The sequence below is a fragment of the Myceligenerans halotolerans genome (genome assembly GCF_054782975.1).
Genome location: NZ_BAAGRL010000007.1, coordinates 1 through 17516, shown reverse-complemented (window position 1 = coordinate 17516; position 17516 = coordinate 1). Strand labels below are relative to the sequence as shown.

The window sequence follows — 17516 nt, the reverse complement described above, 5'->3', positions numbered from 1 at the left end:
GTGCGGCGGCCGGGACTGCCCGGCGATGTCGCCAGGCTCGCACCGGGCGAGCCGGCGCGGAAGAACCGATGCGCTCTAGGAGCCATACATCAGCCCTATATCGTGAGCACCTGACCTATTCTTGGCGTATGGAGCTGCGTCAGCTGCGGTACTTCACCGCCGTCGTCGAAGCCGGATCGCTGACGGCCGCCGCGGAGGTGCTGCGGATCTCCCAGCCGCCGCTGAGCGTCGCGATCGCGAAGCTGGAGCGGGAGGTCGGAGTGCCGTTGCTGGTGCGGACCTCGCGCGGCGTCGAGCCGACGAGCGCCGGCAGCTACCTGCTGGGAGCCGGGACCCGGGTGCTGGACGACGTCGACGAGATCGCCGCGGCCCTGCATCGGTTCGGCGCGGGGGCGGCCGGAACCGTCACGCTCGCGGCGGTGCCCCAGCTCATGTGGCACCGGGTGCCACGGCTGCTGCGCGCGCACGCCGCCGAGGCGCCCGACCTGGAGGTGCGGCTTGTGGACCCGCCGCCGTGGACCGCGATCGAGATGCTGTCGGGGCGGCGCGCGGACCTTGCTGCGGTCGTCGTCGCCGGGCACCGGCGGTTCGCGGCGCGGCACCGACCCGGGCTCGACGTGCTCGACTGGGGCGAGGTGCCGCTCGTCGCCGTGCTGCCGCCGGACGAGACCGGCGCGCCGGACCCTTATCCGCTGCGGGCGTTCGACGGCGAGCAGGTGCTGTTGCCCCGCCGCGCGGCAGCCGTGCCCAGCCTGCCGGAGGAGGTGGACGCCGCGTTCCGGCGGCACGGGGTCACTCCCGGGTCGGTGCGGACGGTGGAGACCCTCCAGGCGGGGCTCCCACTGATCGAGGCGGGCGTGGCCCGGGGGATCCTGCCCGACCCGGACCGGGCGAGCCTGGGTCGGTTCGACGTCGTCGTGCGGCGACTGGATCCCGAGCCGCGCCCGCTGCGGGCCCTCGTGCTGTCCCGTCCTGGCGCGGACGGAGATCCGGGGGTGATCGGCGTGCTGCGGAGGATCGCCGATGGTGCGGAGCGGGTCGGAGGTGGCTGATCGTGTGCGATCTTCGATATGATTTCGCTGAGATTGACGTGACGGCGGCGTTGCCGTGGCGATCCGGACAGGAGTGACGCAGACGTGGCGAAGAGCAAGACGGACGAGGCCTACGAGATCCTGCGCAAAGGGATCATGGAGGGCGCCTTCGGGCCGGGCCACCGGCTGGTCATCGACCAGCTCGTGCGCGACTACGGGATCAGCTCCGTGCCCTGGCGTGAGTCGCTGCGGCGGCTGGAGGCCGAGGGCTGGGTCGACATCGTGCGCAACGCCGGCGCCGTCGTCAAGACGTTCGACACGAACGCCTGGGAACGCACCATGCAGTTGCTCGCGCGCATCGAGGGCTACGCGACGGCGGTCTCCGCGCCGCACCTGACGCCCGAGGACCTGGAGAAGGCGCGCGCCCTCAACAAGGAGATGGCCGGCGCGCTGGCGAACTTCGACCCGGGCCGGTTCGGCGCCCTGAACCGGCAGTTCCACCAGCTGCTGTACTCCCGCTGCGACGACGAGCGGCTGCTCGGCCTCGTCGATGCGGAGTGGACCCGCCTGGAACTGATCCGCCGCTCGGCGTTCTGGTACGCGCCGGGCCGGGCACAGGCGTCGATCGCCGAGCACGAGGGGCTCGTCGACCTTGTCGAGGGCGGCGCGGCCCCCGACGTCATCGAGACCGCGGCGCGGCGCCACGAACTCAACACGGTCGCGGCGATCGCGGAGGCCGAGGCAGAGGAGGCGGAGCGCGGCGAGGCCGAGGGGTAGCGGCCGCGCCGGTCCCGCGGCCGGACGACCCACACGACGACACTGCCGTCGACGGGAACGGAGTTCGTCGACGGCAGTGTCGTCCTGGTGCGGAGTACCGGGATCAGCGGTGCGACAGATACGCCTTCCCGTAGTCGTTGCCGTTCGGGTGGCGCAGCGTCGTGTGGACGTGGAAGGCGGCCGGGAGCTTGTTGGCCAGCCACACGCCCGCGTGGTGGTCCAGCTCTGCCAGGAGCACTGGGCTGTGGACGCGCAGGTAGAACGGTTCGGAGCCGTCCGTGGCGCCGTACCAGGACAGGTACGTCTCCACCCGGTGGGCGTCGAACTCCCGCATCGTCAGCGCCCGCTGCGGCGCGGCGAGCAGCAGGTGGAAGTCCTCGACGATCGCGCGCACCAGCTCCCACTGCCGCTCGTCCAGCTCGTCCGCCCGCAGCCCCTCGTACGGCACCACCCGGTTGTCCCGGAACGCGCCGGCCACGTGCCGCTCGTCCGCCGGGTGCAGCCGGCCTGCGGGCATCGCCGGGTCCAGCACCGACTCGTACACCACGGCCGCGGGCCGCTGCTCGGGGGCGAGCGACGACGCCAGGTCCACCGCCAGCCTCTGCCGGGCCTCGAACAGGGGCGGCCGCGCGCCGTTGGACAGCGCGGGCTCCGCCCCGAGGAACACGGGAGCGACGACGTGCCGCCCCGTCACCGACACGAAGTTCACCGCGACGTGGTGCCCGAACAGCTGCCAGCCCCACGCGCCGTCCGGCGACGGCTCACCGAACAGCGAGAACCAGTAGCTGCGCGCGTTCATCAGCGACGGCAGGTCCGTCAGATCCCCGAGGAAGGCGTTGAGCTCCATCGCCTCGGCCACCCGCTCGAACCCCTCAGGGCTCAGCGAGGCGGCGACCACGTCCAGCACGGCGCGCGCCGCGTCCTCGGACAGCTCCTCGAGACGCAGCCCGACCTCGTGGATCACGAACTCCGGGTTGCTCCACGCGCGCCACTGCGGCGCGTCCAGCGGATACCGCACCCGCTCGGCGAGGTCGGGCGGCAGCATCCCGAGCAGGCGGGACGCCGCCTCGGCCGGACCCGGGTCCGGGGACGACGGCGGTTCGAGCCGCCACACGTCGTCGCGCACGACGCCGTCGGTCGTGACCCCGCAGAAGGGTTCCTCGTAGAGCTCGCGCCAGTCACCCAGCAGGTCCTGGACGAAGTCCGGGCTGCGCTTGCGTGCTGACGCCTCGCGGAATCCCAGTCCGCGCCAGTCGGCGAGGATCGGGTCGTCGTGACGGTACAGATGCTCACGGTAGCTCTCGCCGCCGAGCGTGACGGCCTCGGCCCGCCCGGAGACGCGGGCGGTCGAGAAGAAGCCGTCGAGGTCGTGGTCACTCATGCGGCCACACCTCCGCGGGCTGCGATGCGGGCGGCGCGGCGGGTCTGCCGCCCGGCCGGGTGCGGTGACAGGCTCGCGGCCAGCAGCTTCTTCGTGTATTCGTGTGAAGGCGCGTCCAGCACCCGTGAGGTCGTGCCCTGCTCGACGATCTCGCCGGCCCGCAGCACCCCGACATGGTGGGCGACGTGCCGCACGACGCCCAGGTCGTGCGTGATGAACAGGTAGCTCACCCCGGTCTCCGCCTGCCGTTCGCGCAGCAGGTCCAGAATCTGCGCCTGGGTCGACAGGTCGAGCGCGCTGACGGCCTCGTCGCACACGACCAGACGTGGCGACAGCACGAGCGCCCGTGCGATCGCGATGCGCTGCAGCTGGCCGCCCGACAGCTCGGACGGCAGTCGCGTGAGGTGCTCGGTCCCGAGGCCCACCTGCTCGAAGGCGGCCGCGGCACGCCGCCGCCGCTCGGCGCGGTCGGTCACGCCGTGCCGGGCGAGCACGTCCGTGACGGCCTGCCCCGCGCGGTGGCGCGGGTTCAGCGACGCGGCCGGGTCCTGGTACACGGCCTGCACGGCACGACGGTAGGAGAGCGGTGTGGTGCGGCCGAAGCCGGCGATGTCGCTGCCGACGAACGTGATCGCGCCGGCGGAGACGTCAGTCAGCCGGAGGATCGCCCGCCCGGTCGTGCTCTTGCCCGAGCCGGACTCGCCGACGAGCCCGTACGTCTCACCGGGCGCGATCGCGAAGCTGATCCCGCGCACGACCCGCAGCGTGCGGCGCCGCACCGCGAGGGCGCCGCCGACGTCGTAGTCCACGCACAGGTCACGGACCTCCAGGAGAGGCGATGTCGATGTGGCGTTCACGCGTGTTCCACCTTCCGCTGGTCGTGGGTGCCGAGCCCGGGGACGGCGTCGTCCACCCCGGGGTAGGCGGCGATGAGCCGAGCCGTGTACTCGTGCCGCGGATGGTCGAACACGGCGTGCACGTCGCCGGTCTCGACCAGGTCGCCGCGCAGGAGCACGGCGACCCGGTCGCACGTCTCGGCGGCGACGCCGAGGTCGTGGGTGATGTTGACGACCGCCATCCCGAGCTGGTCCCGCAGGTCCAGCACGAGGTCGAGCACCTGGGCCTGCGTCGTCACGTCGAGGGCCGACGTCGCCTCGTCGAGGATCAGCAGGTCCGGCTCGCCGACCAGCGCGACGGCGATCGCGACGCGCTGGGCCATGCCGCCCGAGAACTGGTAGGGATACTGGTCCAGCCGCCGTTCGGGGTCGTCCACCCCCACCAGGTCGAGCAGCTCGGCGGCCCGGGCGCGGGCAGCCTCCTTCGAGATCGTGGCGTCGTGCGCCCGCACGACGTCGGTCAGCTGGCGGCCGACGGTGTGCACCGGGGACAGGTTCGCCTGCGGGTTCTGGAACACGACGCCCATGCCGGTCCCGCGCAGGGCCGCGAGCTGTGCCGGAGTGCGGCCGGCGAGCTCGCTGCCGTTCAGCGTGACCGAGCCGCCCGCCAGGCGGACTCCCGCGGGCAGGAGCCCGAGGACCGCCTTGGCCAGCATCGACTTGCCCGAGCCGGACTCGCCCAGCAGGCCGAGGATCTCACCGCGCCGTACCGTGAGGGAGGCGTTCCGCACGAGCGGCACGACTCCGCCGTCGGGCCGGTCCGCGACGATGTCGACGTTCCGGAGGGCGAGCACGAGATCGCCGGAGGGCTCGTCCGCCGTCGCGGTGGTGCGTGCCTCCGGAGTGCTCCCGGCGGCGGTTCCGCCGTAGGTCTCGGGGGCGTCGTCGTCCAGGAGTACGCGCCCGAGGATCTTCGTGCGGCGCAGCGTCCGCGACCCCGACAGCGAGTCGTTGATCGCGTCGCCGAGCAGGCTGAACGCGAGCACCGTGACGCAGATCGCGACACCGGGCGCGACGGCCATCTCGGGATGGTCGGCGGTGTGCTGGGTGGCGAACCCGAGCATGCCGCCCCACGACGGCTGCTCCTCGCCGAGCCCGAGGCCGAGGAAGGACAGCGCGGCCTCGACCTTGATCGCCGAACCCAGGAACACCGCGGCCTGGACCACGAGTGGCCCGGCGAGGTTGGGCAGGAGCTGCGAGAACAGGATCCTGGGGGATGCGAGGCCCGAGACACGGGCCGACTCGACGTATCCCTTGTTCCGCTCGGCGAGTGTGATCGCGCGGGTCAGACGTGCGAAGTTCATGCAGAAGACCAGCCCGATGGCCAGGACCAGGACCGCCATGCCCTGACCGAGGATCGCGATGACGACGAACCCGATCATGAGACCGGGCAGCGCGTCCGCGATGTCGAGGCCACGCGAGCCGATCCGGTCGTACCAGCCGCCCTTGTAGCCCAGCACGAGGCCGAGGGGTACGCCGATGAGCATGGCGACCACCACCGAGCCGACCGCCACGAGCAGCGCCGTGCGAGCGGAGTAGATCAGCTGGCTCAGCAGGTCCCGGCCCAGGTCGTCGGTCCCGAACGGATACGCCGACGTCGGGCCGGACAGGGGAGCGGTGAAGTCCTTCGCCTCGGGGGCGTACGGGGCGATCAGCGGTGCCGCGATCGCCACGATCACGACGACGGTGATGACGACGACGGCGAACAGCGCCGTGGGTTGTCGGAAGGCGGTTCTCACTGGGGCCTCGCTTGCGGGTTGATCAGGCCGTAGCAGACGTCGAGCAGCAGGTTCACGGCGATGACGAGCACGGCCGTGACCATGACGACGCCCTGCACGACGGGGAAGTCCTGCGCGATGACGCCGGACAGCATGATCGAGCCGAGCCCGGGCAGGGAGAACACCTTCTCCACCACGAAGCTCACCCCGATGAGGATGGCGAGCGTGACACCCGCCGACGCCAGGACGGGAACCAGGGCGTTCTTCACGCCGTAGCGCGCCACAAGAGTGCCGCGCGAGACGCCCGCTGCGGTCAGCGTGTCGGCGTACGGGGCGGCCATCGACGTGACCACGGCGGCACGTGCCTGCCGCGCGATCATCGCGCCGCCCGTCACACCGAGGGTGATCGACGGCAGGGCGATCCCGCGCAGCCAGCCGAGGGGGTCGTCCGTCAGCGGCGTCCACGCCACGATCGGTACCCACCCCAGCCGTACCGCGAAGAGCGAGGTCAGCAGCAGCCCGAGCCAGAACTCCGGGACGGCCATGCCGAGCACCGTTCCTCCCGTGACGACCCGGTCGGTCACCGTGCCCGGGCGGGTGCCGGTCCACACGCCGGCACCCACCCCCAGCACGAGCGCCACGAGCATGCCGCCCGCCACGACCGACAGCGTCGCCGGCACGTGCCGCGCCAGCAGGTCCGCCACCGGCACGCCGGAACGGAACGACGTGCCCAGGTCGCCGGTCAGCAGACCGCCGATCCAGTCGACGAACCGCTCCGGAGCCGGCCGGTCGAGACCCATCTGGGCCTCGACCTGCGCGATGCTCTCGGGCGTGGCCGCCGAGCCGAGCATGGCCGCCGCCGGGCTGCCGGGCACCAGGTACGTCAGTGAGAACACGACGGCGGCGATGACCAGCAGCTGCGGGACGGCGAACAACAGCCGGTAGGCGATGAGCTTGCCCATGGTGCGATGAAACCTCTCGTCAGCTCGCGGGCCGCAGCGCGCGGTAGTCCACCGAGGTCGTCTCCCACGCCTCGGCCGGCGGGGCCACCCCGGTCACGGTGTCCGTGTTCCAGGCGATCAGTTCCTCGCCGGCCACGTGGGCGCAGGTGAGGGCCTCGTCCGAGATGATCCGGGTGACCTCGGCCCACAGCTCGTCCGCCTCGGGCGACGTCCCCGCGGCGATCGCGGCGTCGGCGGCCGCGGCGAGCTCCTCGCTCTCCACGCCCGACGGGTTGCCCGGGGCGTCGGCGGCGAACCACGCCTGGTACCAGTCGTACGGGGTCAGCTCGTCGTTACCGCCCAGCCCGACCGGGTAGCGGCCGGACGCCCACTCGGAGAAGAACTGCGGCGGCGGCGCCGTCTGCACGGTGATGTTCATCCCGATCTCGCCCACCTGCTCGGCGTAGACCTGCATCTGCCGTTCGTTGAAGAACGTCGCGAGCATCTCCACGTCGACCGGCGGGTTCCCGGCCTCGTCGTACAGCCGCTGCGCCTCGGCCAGGTCGTGCGGGTACCCGATGATGTCCGGGTTGTACCCCTGCTCGCCCTCGGCGAAGTGCTGCGTGCGCACCTCCCAGTCCGTCTCCACCGAGGCCAGCGTCTCGGTGTCGATCGCCAGGCAGGCCGCCCGGCGCACCTCGACGTCCTCGAACACGCCGCCCGGGCCCCGGTCGAAGAAGATCGGGTTGTTGCGGATCGCCGGGTAGGACAGGTGGTCCGCGTTGCCCGCCGACTCCAGCGTCGTGAACTCCGTGGTCTCGGTGTCGGTCAGGTCGATCTCACCGCTCACCAGGGCGGCGCTCGCGGCGGTGTCCTCCTCGATGGCGACGATCTGGATGGTCTCGAACCCGGGCGCCTCGCCCCAGTAGTCCGCGTATCCGCCGAAGACCATGCGGGTTCCGGCGACGGAGGCATCCTCGTCGTACGCCCAGGGTCCCGTGCCGACGGGAGCGGTGGTGACGGTGCCGGCCTCGATCGCGGCGGGGCTGGCCATCGGCGCGGCCCGGGTGGAAAGCGTGGTCAGCAGCGACGGCGTCGGCCGCGACAGGTTGAGGGTCACGGTGTGCTCGTCCACGACATCGATCGAGTCGACCACCTGGAACGGGCCGGCGTACGGCCCGGGCGTGCTCTTGACGGTCTCGATGTTGGTCTTCACGGCCTCGGCGTCGAACGGCGTGCCGTCGTGGAAGGTGACTCCCTCGCGCAGGGTCAGCGTCAGGGCCTCGTCGCTGAGTTCCCATTCGGTGGCGAGCACGGGCCGGAACTCGCCGTCGACGAGGGCGACGAGGTTCTCGTACGGGACGCGCATGCTGCCCGCTTCCATGTCGGCGCCCGGTGCCCAGCTCTCGGGGAAGCCTCCCCAGTTGACCCGGAGGACCGAGCCGGGCACGGTGCCCGAACCGGTGTCACCCGTGGCGGCACCGCCGCCTCCGTCATCGGTGTCGTCGGCCGAGCAGGCGCTCAGGGCGAGGGCCAGTGTCGCCGCGACGGCGAGGGGCTTGAGGAGCATCGTGTTCTTCGTCATGAGATCAGCGCCTCCTTGCGCTGGATGTCCTTCGTGGACGGGGGTGCGGGCGGCCGTCCGGTCCGGGCGGGCGGCCGCCGGTTCGGGGGAACTCAGATCGGCAGGTTGAACAGGCGCTTGGCGTTGCCGGACAGCACCGCCGCGCGGTCCGCGTCGCTGATCTCCAGGTCGTTCTTCACGAAGTCGACGCCCTGGCTCATCCAGCCGCGGAAGACGGGGAACGAGGAGCCGAACAGGTAGTGGTCGGCGCCGCTGATCTTCAGGGCTGCCTCGACCTGGTGCTTGCCCCACGAGTGCGGGTGGGTCAGGTCGAAGAAGATGTTGTTCTCGAGGTAGCCGCGGATCTTGTCCCCGCCGCTCGCGTCGAGGCGGTTCAGCGACTCCTTCTTGGTCGACGCGTGCGGGGTCATCAGGTCGGCGTTGGCGAACCAGTTGCCGCCGAGCATGGTGTGGATGAAGCGCAGGTCCGCGAACTCGTCGAACATGCCGCTGAACAGCTCGCGGCCCACGGCCGTGGCCTGGTCGACGATGCGGCCGAACTCGCGGCGCAGGTTCGTGTAGTCGATGATCGAGCGCCACTCCACGGGCAGCGGGGTGTGGTGCACGATGACGGGCAGGCCCTTGTCGTTGAGCACCTTCAGGTAGGGCTTGAACACCTCGTCGTCGAGGTAGAGCTGGCCGTAGTGGCAGGCGAGCTGCACGCCGACGACGCCGAGCTCGTCGATGCAGCGCTCGAGCTCGTAGATGTTCTCCTTGCCGCCCCACGGCGGCACGCACGCGGTGGAGAAGAGCCGCCCGCCGGACTTCTTCACGATCTCGGCGGCGTTGTCGTTCACGGCCTTGCAGGTCTCCAGGTCCAGCCACTCCTGCCAGACCGGCACGCGCATGATGCCGTAGTCGACGCCGGCGTCGTCCATGGCGGCGAGCTTGGCCTCGGCCGAGTAGTCGCCGTCGACGTAGTTGAGGTTCTGGTAGCCCTTCGGCTTCTCGAGGATCAGCTGCGGCTTGCCGTCGTCGGCCGTGCCGACCGAGGCGATCTCGCCGAAGCCGCGCGGGGCGCTGTTCAGGAAGCCTGATCGGATCTTCTCGTTCGAGAACAGGTCCTCGGGCAGGTGGTGGATGTTGATGTCGACGACGGTCATGGTCGCGTCTTGCTCCCTTGCACCTCGGTGTGCCGTCCGACGGGCGACGTCGGATCGTGTCGGAAATCATATGCAGATCCAGCGCGAGGTTGCAACTATCCCATCAGGATCCTCGCTTCGACCGACATCGAGAACCGCGCGAATCTGGCGCAAACGCGCCGTTCTCCAGGGCTCGACAGATCCTGGAGGGTGGAATCGCACTTGAAATCGTGTAGGAAATGCTTCTACGATGCCTGGCACGACATCGGTGTCGGACGGAAGGTTCACTGATGAACGATCTGCTCACCCCCGTGCGGCGCGACGTGCGGGGACGCGGCGCCTCGCCGCCCTCGGTCACCCCGTCTTCTGCGCCGACGTCTGGGGCGAACGCACACAGCCGCAGGCCGAACCCGAGATCGGACCGCTGATCGGCGCCATGGCCGCGCGCGCCTGGGAGGCCACCACCCGGTTCCTGCGCGAGACGCTGCCCGCCTGACCGGCCGCGGCCGGCCCCTGACCCCACGAGAAGGACGAGGAACATGCTCGACATCGCCATCACCGGCGCAGGCCCCGGGGGCCTGCTCACCGCGCTCCGCCTGCATCAGGCGGGCCTGCGGCCCACGATCTACGAGACCGTCCCCGAGCTGAAGCCGCTCGGCGTCGGTGTGGACATCAAGACCGTCGGGACCGCCGAGCTCGACGAGCTCGGCCTGCTGGAGGAGTTCCGCGCGATCTCCGTGGAGGCCGAGGACTCGATCTTCTACAACCACCACGGCCAGGAGATCTACGCCGAGAAGTGCGGTGTCCACATGGGATACCTGCACGAGCAGCGGTTCGTGCACCGGGGTGTCCTGCAGATGATGCTGTACCGCACCGTCCTGGACCGGCTCGGGCCCGACTCCGTCCGGCTGGGGGTCCGGGTCACCGGCTACGCCCAGGACGACGACCACGTGACGCTCGACCTGGAGCACGCCGACAGCCGTACCGAGCAGGTGCGGCACGAGGCCGTGATCGCGGCCGACGGCATCAAGTCGGCCGTCCGGCGGCAGATGCACCCCACCCTGACCGAGCCGGAGTTCTCCGGGATCACGATGTGGCGCGGCACCACGCTGCGCGAACCGTTCCGCGGCGGCCACACGATCCTGCACCTCGGTAACCCACACGTCGCGTCGATGATCGTGTACCCGATCGCGGAGAACTTCGAGAACAGCGGGCTCGACCTGATCAACTGGGTGGTCGAGACCCACGGCGCCGAGACGATCGAGGACTGGAACCAGGTCGCCGATCCCGAGGAGATCATCGGCCTGTTCGACACCCTGAAGCTCCCGTTCCTCGACGTGCAGGACCTGATCCGGGACGCCCGCGACGTGTACCTGTTCCCGCTGGTGCGCCACTTCCCCCTGGACACCTGGGTGGACGGGCGCGTGGCCCTGCTCGGCGACGCGGCGCACGCCATGTACCCGCGCGGCGGCAACGGCATCACGCAGGCGATGCTGGACGCGCGCGCGATCACCGCGCGGCTCACCGAGAACGAGGCCGACCCGGTCGCCGCGTTCGCCGCCTACGACAAGGACCGCCGCGAGATCGTCAACCGCATCGTGGACAGCATGCGTGGCGAGGGGTACGAGGTGATCCGCCGGATGGTCGCCGACCGCACGAACGGGGAACCGTTCGACGACATCGAGGACGTCCTCCCGCTGGCCGAGGCCGACGAGATCTTCAGCGGCTACCACGCCCTGGTCGGCGCTCCGCGCCCCGGCCACGAGGCCGGCGACGCGACCGGCTTCCGCACCTGGGAGCAGGAGGCGAGCGCATGAGCACGACGAGCGCCGTGACGGATGCGGACTCGGCCGTCCGCGCGGAGATCCTCGCGGTCGAGGCCGAGCGTCACCGCGCACTGGTCGACGTCGACCTCGCCGCGCTCGACGCGATCTTCGACGACTCGCTCGTGCACGTGCACGCCCCTGGTCTGGTGCACACCAAGGCGCAGTTCCTGGAGCACGTCCAGACGCGCCGTGCGTTCCTGCGGGTCGAGCGCGGCGAGCTGAACATCCGGGTGGCGGGCGACGTCGCCGTCGTCGTCGGCCCCGTCACCAACCACATGCGCACGCCGGACGGCGGAGAGCGCACGCAGAAGGGCGTCGTGACGCAGGTGCTCGTCAGGTCCGACGGGTCCGGCGGGTCCGACGGCGCCACACCGCGCTGGCGGTTCATCAGCTTCCAGCTGACCCCGTACGGCGAACAGATCTGGGGGAAGCTGCCCTCGGAAGAGGCCGAGGAGAAGGAACGGACACGATGAAGATCGCACGATTCCGCGTGGGCGACGGGCCGGCACGGCTCGGCCGGGTCGACGGTGAGACCGTCACCGACATCAGCGCAGCGGCCGGGACGACGTCGACCCGGGTGCTGCTGCCGCGCCTCACCGAACTGAGCGCGACACTGACCGCCGCGGAGGGCCCCGGCCACGCGTTGAACGACGTGACGTTGCTGGCGCCGGTCGACTACCCGCAGAAGTATCTCGGCATCGGGATGAACTACGCCGCGCACGCCGAGGAGGCACGCCAGGCCGGCATCCCGATCCCGGAGAACCAGCTGTGGTTCAACAAGCAGACGTCCTGCATCGTCGGCCCGTACGACGACGTCGTGAAGCCGGCCATCTCCGAGGAGCTGGACTACGAGGTCGAGCTCGCCGTCGTCATCGGGACCGAGTGCAAGCACGTATCGCGTGCGGAGGCGCGGTCCGTCATCGCCGGGTACCTGGTCGCCAACGACGTGTCGGTGCGCGACTGGCTGGCGAAGCGCTCGCCGACCTTCACGCTCGGCAAGTCGTTCGACACGCACGGGCCTCTCGGGCCCTGGCTCACGACCGACGACGAGATCGACGACCCGCACGCCCTGCGCATGACCCTCACCGTGAACGGCGAGGTACGGCAGGACGGGCGCACCGACGACATGATCTACGACATCTACGACCAGATCGCGTACCTCACCCAGGTGATGACCCTCATGCCGGGAGACATCCTCGCCACCGGCACGCCGTCGGGCATCGGCGCCCCCACCAGGAACTTCCTGAAGGCGGGCGACGTCGTGCGCGCGGAGATCGGGCCGCTCGGCGCGATCGAGAACCGGATCGTCGAGGAGGGGTGACATGGCCCGCGAGTCGATCCACCTGCCGGGATTCACGCACGCCAACCCCATCCCGGTGGCCGCACGGATCGGACCGTACCTCGCGAGCGGCCTGCTGACGGGGCGGGACCCGGCCACCCGCGAGATGCCCCACGGACTCGACGACCAGGTGGCCAACCTGTTCACCCACGTCCGCGCCCTGCTCGCCGAGGTGGGCGGCGCCCCGGGCGACATCCTCAAGATGACGTTCTGGCTGACCCGCTACCGCGACCGGGACGCCCTCAACCGCGAGTGGACGGCCCTGTTCCCGTCGGTGGACGACCGCCCCGCCCGGCAGGTCATGGCCGCCCAGCTGGACAACGGCGGCCTGGTCCAGTGCGACCTCCTCGCGGTGCTGCCCACCCAGACCACCACCCAGAGCACCGGAGACACCCCATGACCGACACCCGAGCAGCCGAGCTCCTGACCCGGGTCCCCGACGCGCTTCTCGTGGCCGGCCGCCGGCAGCAGGCGGCCGACGGCGCCCGCTTCGCCGTTCAGAACCCCGCCACCGGCGAGACCATCAAGGAGATCGCCGACGCCACCGTCGACGACGGAGTCGCCGCCCTGGACGCCGCGGTCGACGCCGCCGACTCCTGGGCAGGCACCCCCGCCCGCGCCCGCAGCGAGATCCTCCGCCGCGCCTTCGACCTCCTCACCGAGCGCACGGAAGACATCGCCCTCCTCATGACCCTCGAGATGGGCAAGCCCCTCGCCGAGGCCCGCGGAGAGGTCGCCTACGGCGCCGAGTTCCTCCGCTGGTTCAGCGAGGAAGCCGTCCGGGTCCAGGGCCGCTACGGCGCCAACCCCGCCGGGACGGGACGCACGATCGTCACCCAGCACCCCGTCGGCCCGTGCTTCCTCATCACGCCGTGGAACTTCCCGCTGGCCATGGCCACCCGCAAGATCGCGCCGGCGCTCGCGGCCGGCTGCACCGTGGTGGTCAAACCCGCCGCGCTGACGCCGCTGACCACCCTCGCGTTCGCTCAGCTGCTCACCGAGGCGGGGGTGCCCGACGGCGTCGTCAACGTCGTCACCACCACCCGCACCGGCCCGGTCTCCGAGCGGATCATCCGCGACCCGCGGCTGCGGAAGCTGTCGTTCACGGGCTCCACACCGGTGGGGCAGATGCTGCTCCGCCAGGCGTCCGACGGCGTCCTGCGCACGTCGATGGAGCTCGGGGGCAACGCGCCGTTCGTCGTCTTCCCGGACGCCGACCTGGCGGATGCGGTCGACGGTGCCGTCGCGGCGAAGTTCCGCAACGTCGGCCAGGCCTGCACGGCCGCGAACCGGTTCATCGTGCACTCCTCGATCGCGGAGGAGTTCGCGCGGCGGGTCACCGAGCGCGTGCGGGCGTTCCGCACGGGGTCCGGGACCGAGGACGGGGTGACCATCGGGCCGCTCATCGACGACCGTGCCGTGGCCAAGGCGTCGGAACTCGTCGACGACGCCGTCCGCCGCGGTGCCACGCTCCGCACCGGCGGCACGCCCCTTGACGGTCCGGGGTCGTTCTTCCCCGCGACCGTCCTGAGCGACGTGCCCGCCGGCAGCGACATCCTGCGCGAGGAGATCTTCGGCCCGGTGCTCGCCGTCGTCCCCTTCGACACCGAGGACGACGCCGTCCGGCTCGCCAACGACACCGAGTACGGTCTGGTCTCCTACGTCTACACCCGCGACCTGGCCCGCGGACAACGAATGATCGAGCGGCTCGCCACCGGAATGATGGGCCTCAACGTCGGCGTCGTGTCCGACGCCGCGGCGCCGTTCGGCGGCTGGAAGTTCTCCGGCCTGGGCAGAGAGGGCGGCGCCGAAGGCATCCACGAGTACCTGCAGACCAAGTACACCCTGACAGCCGATCCCTTCAGCAGCGAAGACGAGGCGCGATGAACGACACGAACCCCACGGCAGACGGCGTCCTCGAGACCGACAGCGGTGCCCGCTACGTCAAGCAGCTTGCCTCTCACCTGGGCCGGCGCTCGCGTGTCGAGTCGGGGGACGAGACGACGGTGATCTATCTGACGGTCGGCAGCTGCACGCTGCGCACCACGGACACGGCCGTGCACCTGCACGCCGTCGGAGACGACCAGGAAGGCCTGGCGACGGTACAGCGGGTCGTGGGTGGCCACCTGGAACGCTTCGCCCAGCGTCACGGGCTCCGGGTGGCCTGGTCCTGACCTGGCGGGAGACAGCTTGGCGATCAGCCCGCCCTTGCCGGGGGTAGGCCTTGGCCTCGTTGGAGGATGCGCTGAGTGCCGCCGCTGACCTGCAACGCGCCTTCCGGACGGCACGCCGGGCCCGATGGCGTCATGGCGTCGAGCGAAGGGATCTGCCGTGACGGCGGATCGCGGAACGCCCGCTCATCTCATGATCTGAGATGTGCGATTGGCCGCCGGAGTGCGGATCCGGGTGACGAGAGGTTGAAAGGTGTTGCAGATTGTTGCGCAGCCGGATTTCAAGACTCTAGTGTGCGGGGCATGACGACGCTCATGAGCTACCGCTACACGCTCGCCACCAACGACTGCGGCGGGCCGCCATGGTGAGGTTTCCGGTGATCACGGCAGGGTCGCGGGTCGCGCCCGAACATTTCCACGCCCGGTGGTGCGACGTGGAGACGCATCCGCAATGGGCGCCCGGGATGGAATACATCAGGCTGGAGGGGCCGGTGCGCCCCGGTGTCCATGGGGTGATGAAGACCCGTGAGGGGCAGGAGACGGCGATGCTGGTCAGTGATGTCGTTCCCGGGGTGGCTTTCCAGGACACCGTGCTGCTTGACGGTGGCGCCTTGACTGTCCGCCACGAGTCGCACCGTGACGGTACGGGCAGCCGGCTGGAACTGCATGCCCGGATCGACGGGCCGCGGGCGGCGGAACTCGCGGCGGAGATGGCCGGTCTGGACGAAGTGCTTGCTGCGGACCTGGCCGGCTTGATCGCCCTGGTGGAACGGGAGCACTGAACCGGTCGGCGCCGCCCCGCTGCAGTCGTGGTCATGCGTGAGGAGGACAACTTCGACCTGGCCGCGGAAGTGGTGGCGGCCGGTGTGGACCGTGAGGCTGCATGGCGGTTCGTGGCGCGGTTCGCTCGGCACTGGATCGGTGCGGCGCTTGACGACGAGTCGGGCGTCGCGGAGGCACAGGTCAGGGACGGTGTGCTTGGTCGTACGCCACGAGAACCAGGGCGTGGCGATGTGGGGTGTACGGGTCGAGGACCTGCGCCTTCCCGACCCGCCCGTGGTCGTGCACGTCGACCGGTTCGAGCCGTCCGAGCAGTGGTGGGAGCTCTGGGCGGCTCGGTTGACAGTGCACCACCGCGATCGATACATTCCGGGCGATTTCTCCGAAGGCTGAAGGGCCGACATGCCACCCTGGCCGATGAACACCGGCAGCGGCCCCCAGCCGCGACACGCAGTTCCCCCATCTGGCTCGCGCTACGCCGGAACGACACGAGCATCCCGAACGGCGGCCCGCGCCGTCGCGAGCGGTGTCGCGGCCGCTCTGGCCTTCACCATGACACCGGTGGCGGGCGCGTCCGGCATGGCGGAACCCGACTGCACGACGGATCCGGTTCCGTCGGATGACAGCAGCCTCGGAGACCGTGACGAAGCCCAGTCGATCGCGACAACGATCACCGCTGAAGGAGAAGTCCCCAGCGAAGGACCGTATGGCACGTTCTTCTACGTACGGGCCTGCGTGCGCGCTGCAGACGGGACGGCTCCCGCAGGCGACGTCCGCATCCGGGCAAGGTCAATGGATGGCTCGAACGGCGAGGTCGGCCTCAGCGGGGGCACCCTCAACCGGTACGGAGTGGCAAAGCCAGGCGTGGAACTCAAGATCCCGCCTGGACCTTATGAGATCTATGCCGAGTTCGTACCCAGCAATGACGGCGTGCGAAACTACCTGCCGTCGAGGGTCAGCCTGGGGACGGTCGATGTCACGGCCCTCCCTCTCACGATCCGGCCATCGATCAATACGCGTCCTGTCGACAGCGACACGGAGATGGTGATTGCCGAGACTGTATCCTTGTACGTCAAGGTTATTTCCGAGAGTTTCGGACAGGTCAGGGATGGCGCGTATCGACTTGTCTGGGACGGGCAGGAGATCAGCCCGGATTACGAGATCCTGTACGGCGAAGGTTCTTTCACCCTTCCGGCCGATCTCGTCCCCGTCGGCGGAGCGCACTTGCTTCGGATCGAGTTTCTGCCAGATGACGTCAAGTACGAGAAAGCAGTGCTCGACCTGACGATAGACGTGGTCGTCGGGAGTTTCGACGTCCGCGGGACTGCGGTCAGCGTTGATCAACAACCGATCGAGGAATCGACCGCCGTCGCGAGGGTGAGCAACAATTGGTACCCGAAGCCCGAGTCCTTCCATTTCGACTGGTACATCGACAGGGAACATGTTCACAGCTCGGACTCACCCGAATTCATCCTGCCGGAAGGCAGTGCCAATAAACTCCTCGAGGTCGCCGTCACGGCTTCGAGGTACGGATACACGGATCACACGGAGCGGCTGTATGTGAACGCGGCGGAGGACGACGTCAAGCGCCTGGCGGACCTTGACCGTTACAAAACGTCAGAATGGATCGCCAGAAAGACCTTCTATCCGGAGGATCCGGATACCGTCTTCCTGGCCTCGGGTACCGATTTTCCCGATGCGTTGTCGGGTGCGCCCGTAGCGGGGAGCCTGGGGGGACCGGTCATCTTGACGCGGAAGGGTCGTATTGGCGAGTCGGTTCTGAGAAAGCTCTCGCAGTGGGGAAACGCTGAGGTTGTCATCCTCGGTGGTGAGGGCGCGATCTCCAAGGCCGTCGAGGACGAGGTTGCGCAGGTCGCGACAGTCACCCGCCCAGGGCTCCGGCAAAGTCATGACTGGAGGAGTGTGCGGACGGGTCGGTTGAGGTCTCTG

The 17516-nt window shown here is 70.0% G+C and carries 18 protein-coding genes; 12 read left to right on the top strand and 6 right to left on the bottom strand.

The genetic code is table 11. The features are described from left to right. Window positions 1-128 precede the first annotated feature (128 nt). Together ACYVK5_RS06525 and ACYVK5_RS06520 are read left to right on the top strand one after the other, a co-directional pair. A complete protein-coding gene (locus ACYVK5_RS06525) occupies window positions 129-1052 on the top strand; it encodes a LysR family transcriptional regulator (RefSeq protein ID WP_460703039.1) in 924 nt (307 codons plus the stop codon). An 84-nt stretch (window positions 1053-1136) separates the two neighbouring features. Further along, entirely contained in the window at window positions 1137-1808 is a 672-nt protein-coding gene (locus ACYVK5_RS06520) for a GntR family transcriptional regulator (protein WP_460703037.1), read from the top strand. A gap of 103 nt (window positions 1809-1911) precedes the next feature. Here ACYVK5_RS06520 and ACYVK5_RS06515 read toward each other — a convergent pair whose 3' ends face one another. From ACYVK5_RS06515 to ACYVK5_RS06490, 6 genes are all read right to left on the bottom strand, one after another. Next, the gene (locus ACYVK5_RS06515; RefSeq protein ID WP_460703035.1) at window positions 1912-3189 is read right to left on the bottom strand and encodes a DUF3500 domain-containing protein; all 1278 of its coding nucleotides are present in this window, start codon (window positions 3187-3189) and stop codon (window positions 1912-1914) included. After that, complete coding sequence (locus ACYVK5_RS06510; protein ID WP_460703033.1) at window positions 3186-4046, bottom strand: ATP-binding cassette domain-containing protein; 861 nt, start codon at window positions 4044-4046, stop codon at window positions 3186-3188. Before ACYVK5_RS06510 ends, ACYVK5_RS06515 begins: the two co-directional genes overlap by 4 nt. After that, the gene (locus ACYVK5_RS06505; protein ID WP_460703031.1) at window positions 4043-5824 is read right to left on the bottom strand and encodes a dipeptide/oligopeptide/nickel ABC transporter permease/ATP-binding protein; all 1782 of its coding nucleotides are present in this window, start codon (window positions 5822-5824) and stop codon (window positions 4043-4045) included. Before ACYVK5_RS06505 ends, ACYVK5_RS06510 begins: the two co-directional genes overlap by 4 nt. Further along, on the bottom strand, window positions 5821-6765 hold the full coding sequence (locus tag ACYVK5_RS06500; RefSeq protein WP_460703029.1) for an ABC transporter permease: 945 nt from the start codon (window positions 6763-6765) through the stop codon (window positions 5821-5823). Before ACYVK5_RS06500 ends, ACYVK5_RS06505 begins: the two co-directional genes overlap by 4 nt. Before the next feature lie 19 nt (window positions 6766-6784). Next, window positions 6785-8329, bottom strand: coding sequence for an ABC transporter substrate-binding protein (locus tag ACYVK5_RS06495; RefSeq protein ID WP_460703027.1), 1545 nt, complete (start codon window positions 8327-8329; stop codon window positions 6785-6787). Between the two features lie 92 nt (window positions 8330-8421). Further along, a complete protein-coding gene (locus ACYVK5_RS06490; RefSeq protein ID WP_460703025.1) occupies window positions 8422-9471 on the bottom strand; it encodes an amidohydrolase family protein in 1050 nt (349 codons plus the stop codon). 229 nt (window positions 9472-9700) lie between these two features. Between ACYVK5_RS06490 and ACYVK5_RS06485 the strand changes: the two genes are divergently transcribed. From ACYVK5_RS06485 to ACYVK5_RS06440, 10 genes are all read left to right on the top strand, one after another. Next, on the top strand, window positions 9701-9946 hold the full coding sequence (locus ACYVK5_RS06485; RefSeq protein ID WP_460703023.1) for a hypothetical protein: 246 nt from the start codon (window positions 9701-9703) through the stop codon (window positions 9944-9946). A gap of 43 nt (window positions 9947-9989) precedes the next feature. Beyond that, entirely contained in the window at window positions 9990-11267 is a 1278-nt protein-coding gene (locus ACYVK5_RS06480) for an FAD-dependent monooxygenase (RefSeq protein ID WP_460703021.1), read from the top strand. Beyond that, window positions 11264-11749: a nuclear transport factor 2 family protein gene (locus ACYVK5_RS06475; RefSeq protein WP_460703019.1), complete on the top strand. Its 486-nt coding sequence runs from the start codon at window positions 11264-11266 to the stop codon at window positions 11747-11749. Before ACYVK5_RS06480 ends, ACYVK5_RS06475 begins: the two co-directional genes overlap by 4 nt. After that, entirely contained in the window at window positions 11746-12597 is an 852-nt protein-coding gene (locus ACYVK5_RS06470; RefSeq protein WP_460703017.1) for a fumarylacetoacetate hydrolase family protein, read from the top strand. Before ACYVK5_RS06475 ends, ACYVK5_RS06470 begins: the two co-directional genes overlap by 4 nt. Before the next feature lies 1 nt (window position 12598). After that, entirely contained in the window at window positions 12599-13015 is a 417-nt protein-coding gene (locus tag ACYVK5_RS06465) for a RidA family protein (protein WP_460703014.1), read from the top strand. After that, a complete protein-coding gene (locus ACYVK5_RS06460) occupies window positions 13012-14502 on the top strand; it encodes an NAD-dependent succinate-semialdehyde dehydrogenase (RefSeq protein ID WP_460703012.1) in 1491 nt (496 codons plus the stop codon). Before ACYVK5_RS06465 ends, ACYVK5_RS06460 begins: the two co-directional genes overlap by 4 nt. After that, the gene (locus ACYVK5_RS06455) at window positions 14499-14789 is read left to right on the top strand and encodes a DUF2218 domain-containing protein (RefSeq protein WP_460703010.1); all 291 of its coding nucleotides are present in this window, start codon (window positions 14499-14501) and stop codon (window positions 14787-14789) included. The genes ACYVK5_RS06460 and ACYVK5_RS06455 overlap by 4 nt, the downstream gene beginning before the upstream one ends. 374 nt (window positions 14790-15163) lie before the next feature. Beyond that, entirely contained in the window at window positions 15164-15568 is a 405-nt protein-coding gene (locus tag ACYVK5_RS06450) for an SRPBCC family protein (protein WP_460703008.1), read from the top strand. Between the two features lie 196 nt (window positions 15569-15764). Next, a complete protein-coding gene (locus tag ACYVK5_RS06445; protein WP_460703006.1) occupies window positions 15765-15959 on the top strand; it encodes a hypothetical protein in 195 nt (64 codons plus the stop codon). Window positions 15960-15983: 24 nt separating this feature from the next. Further along, window positions 15984-17516 (top strand): cell wall-binding repeat-containing protein (locus ACYVK5_RS06440; RefSeq protein ID WP_460703004.1); only part of this gene is annotated, 1533 nt, incomplete at its 3' end.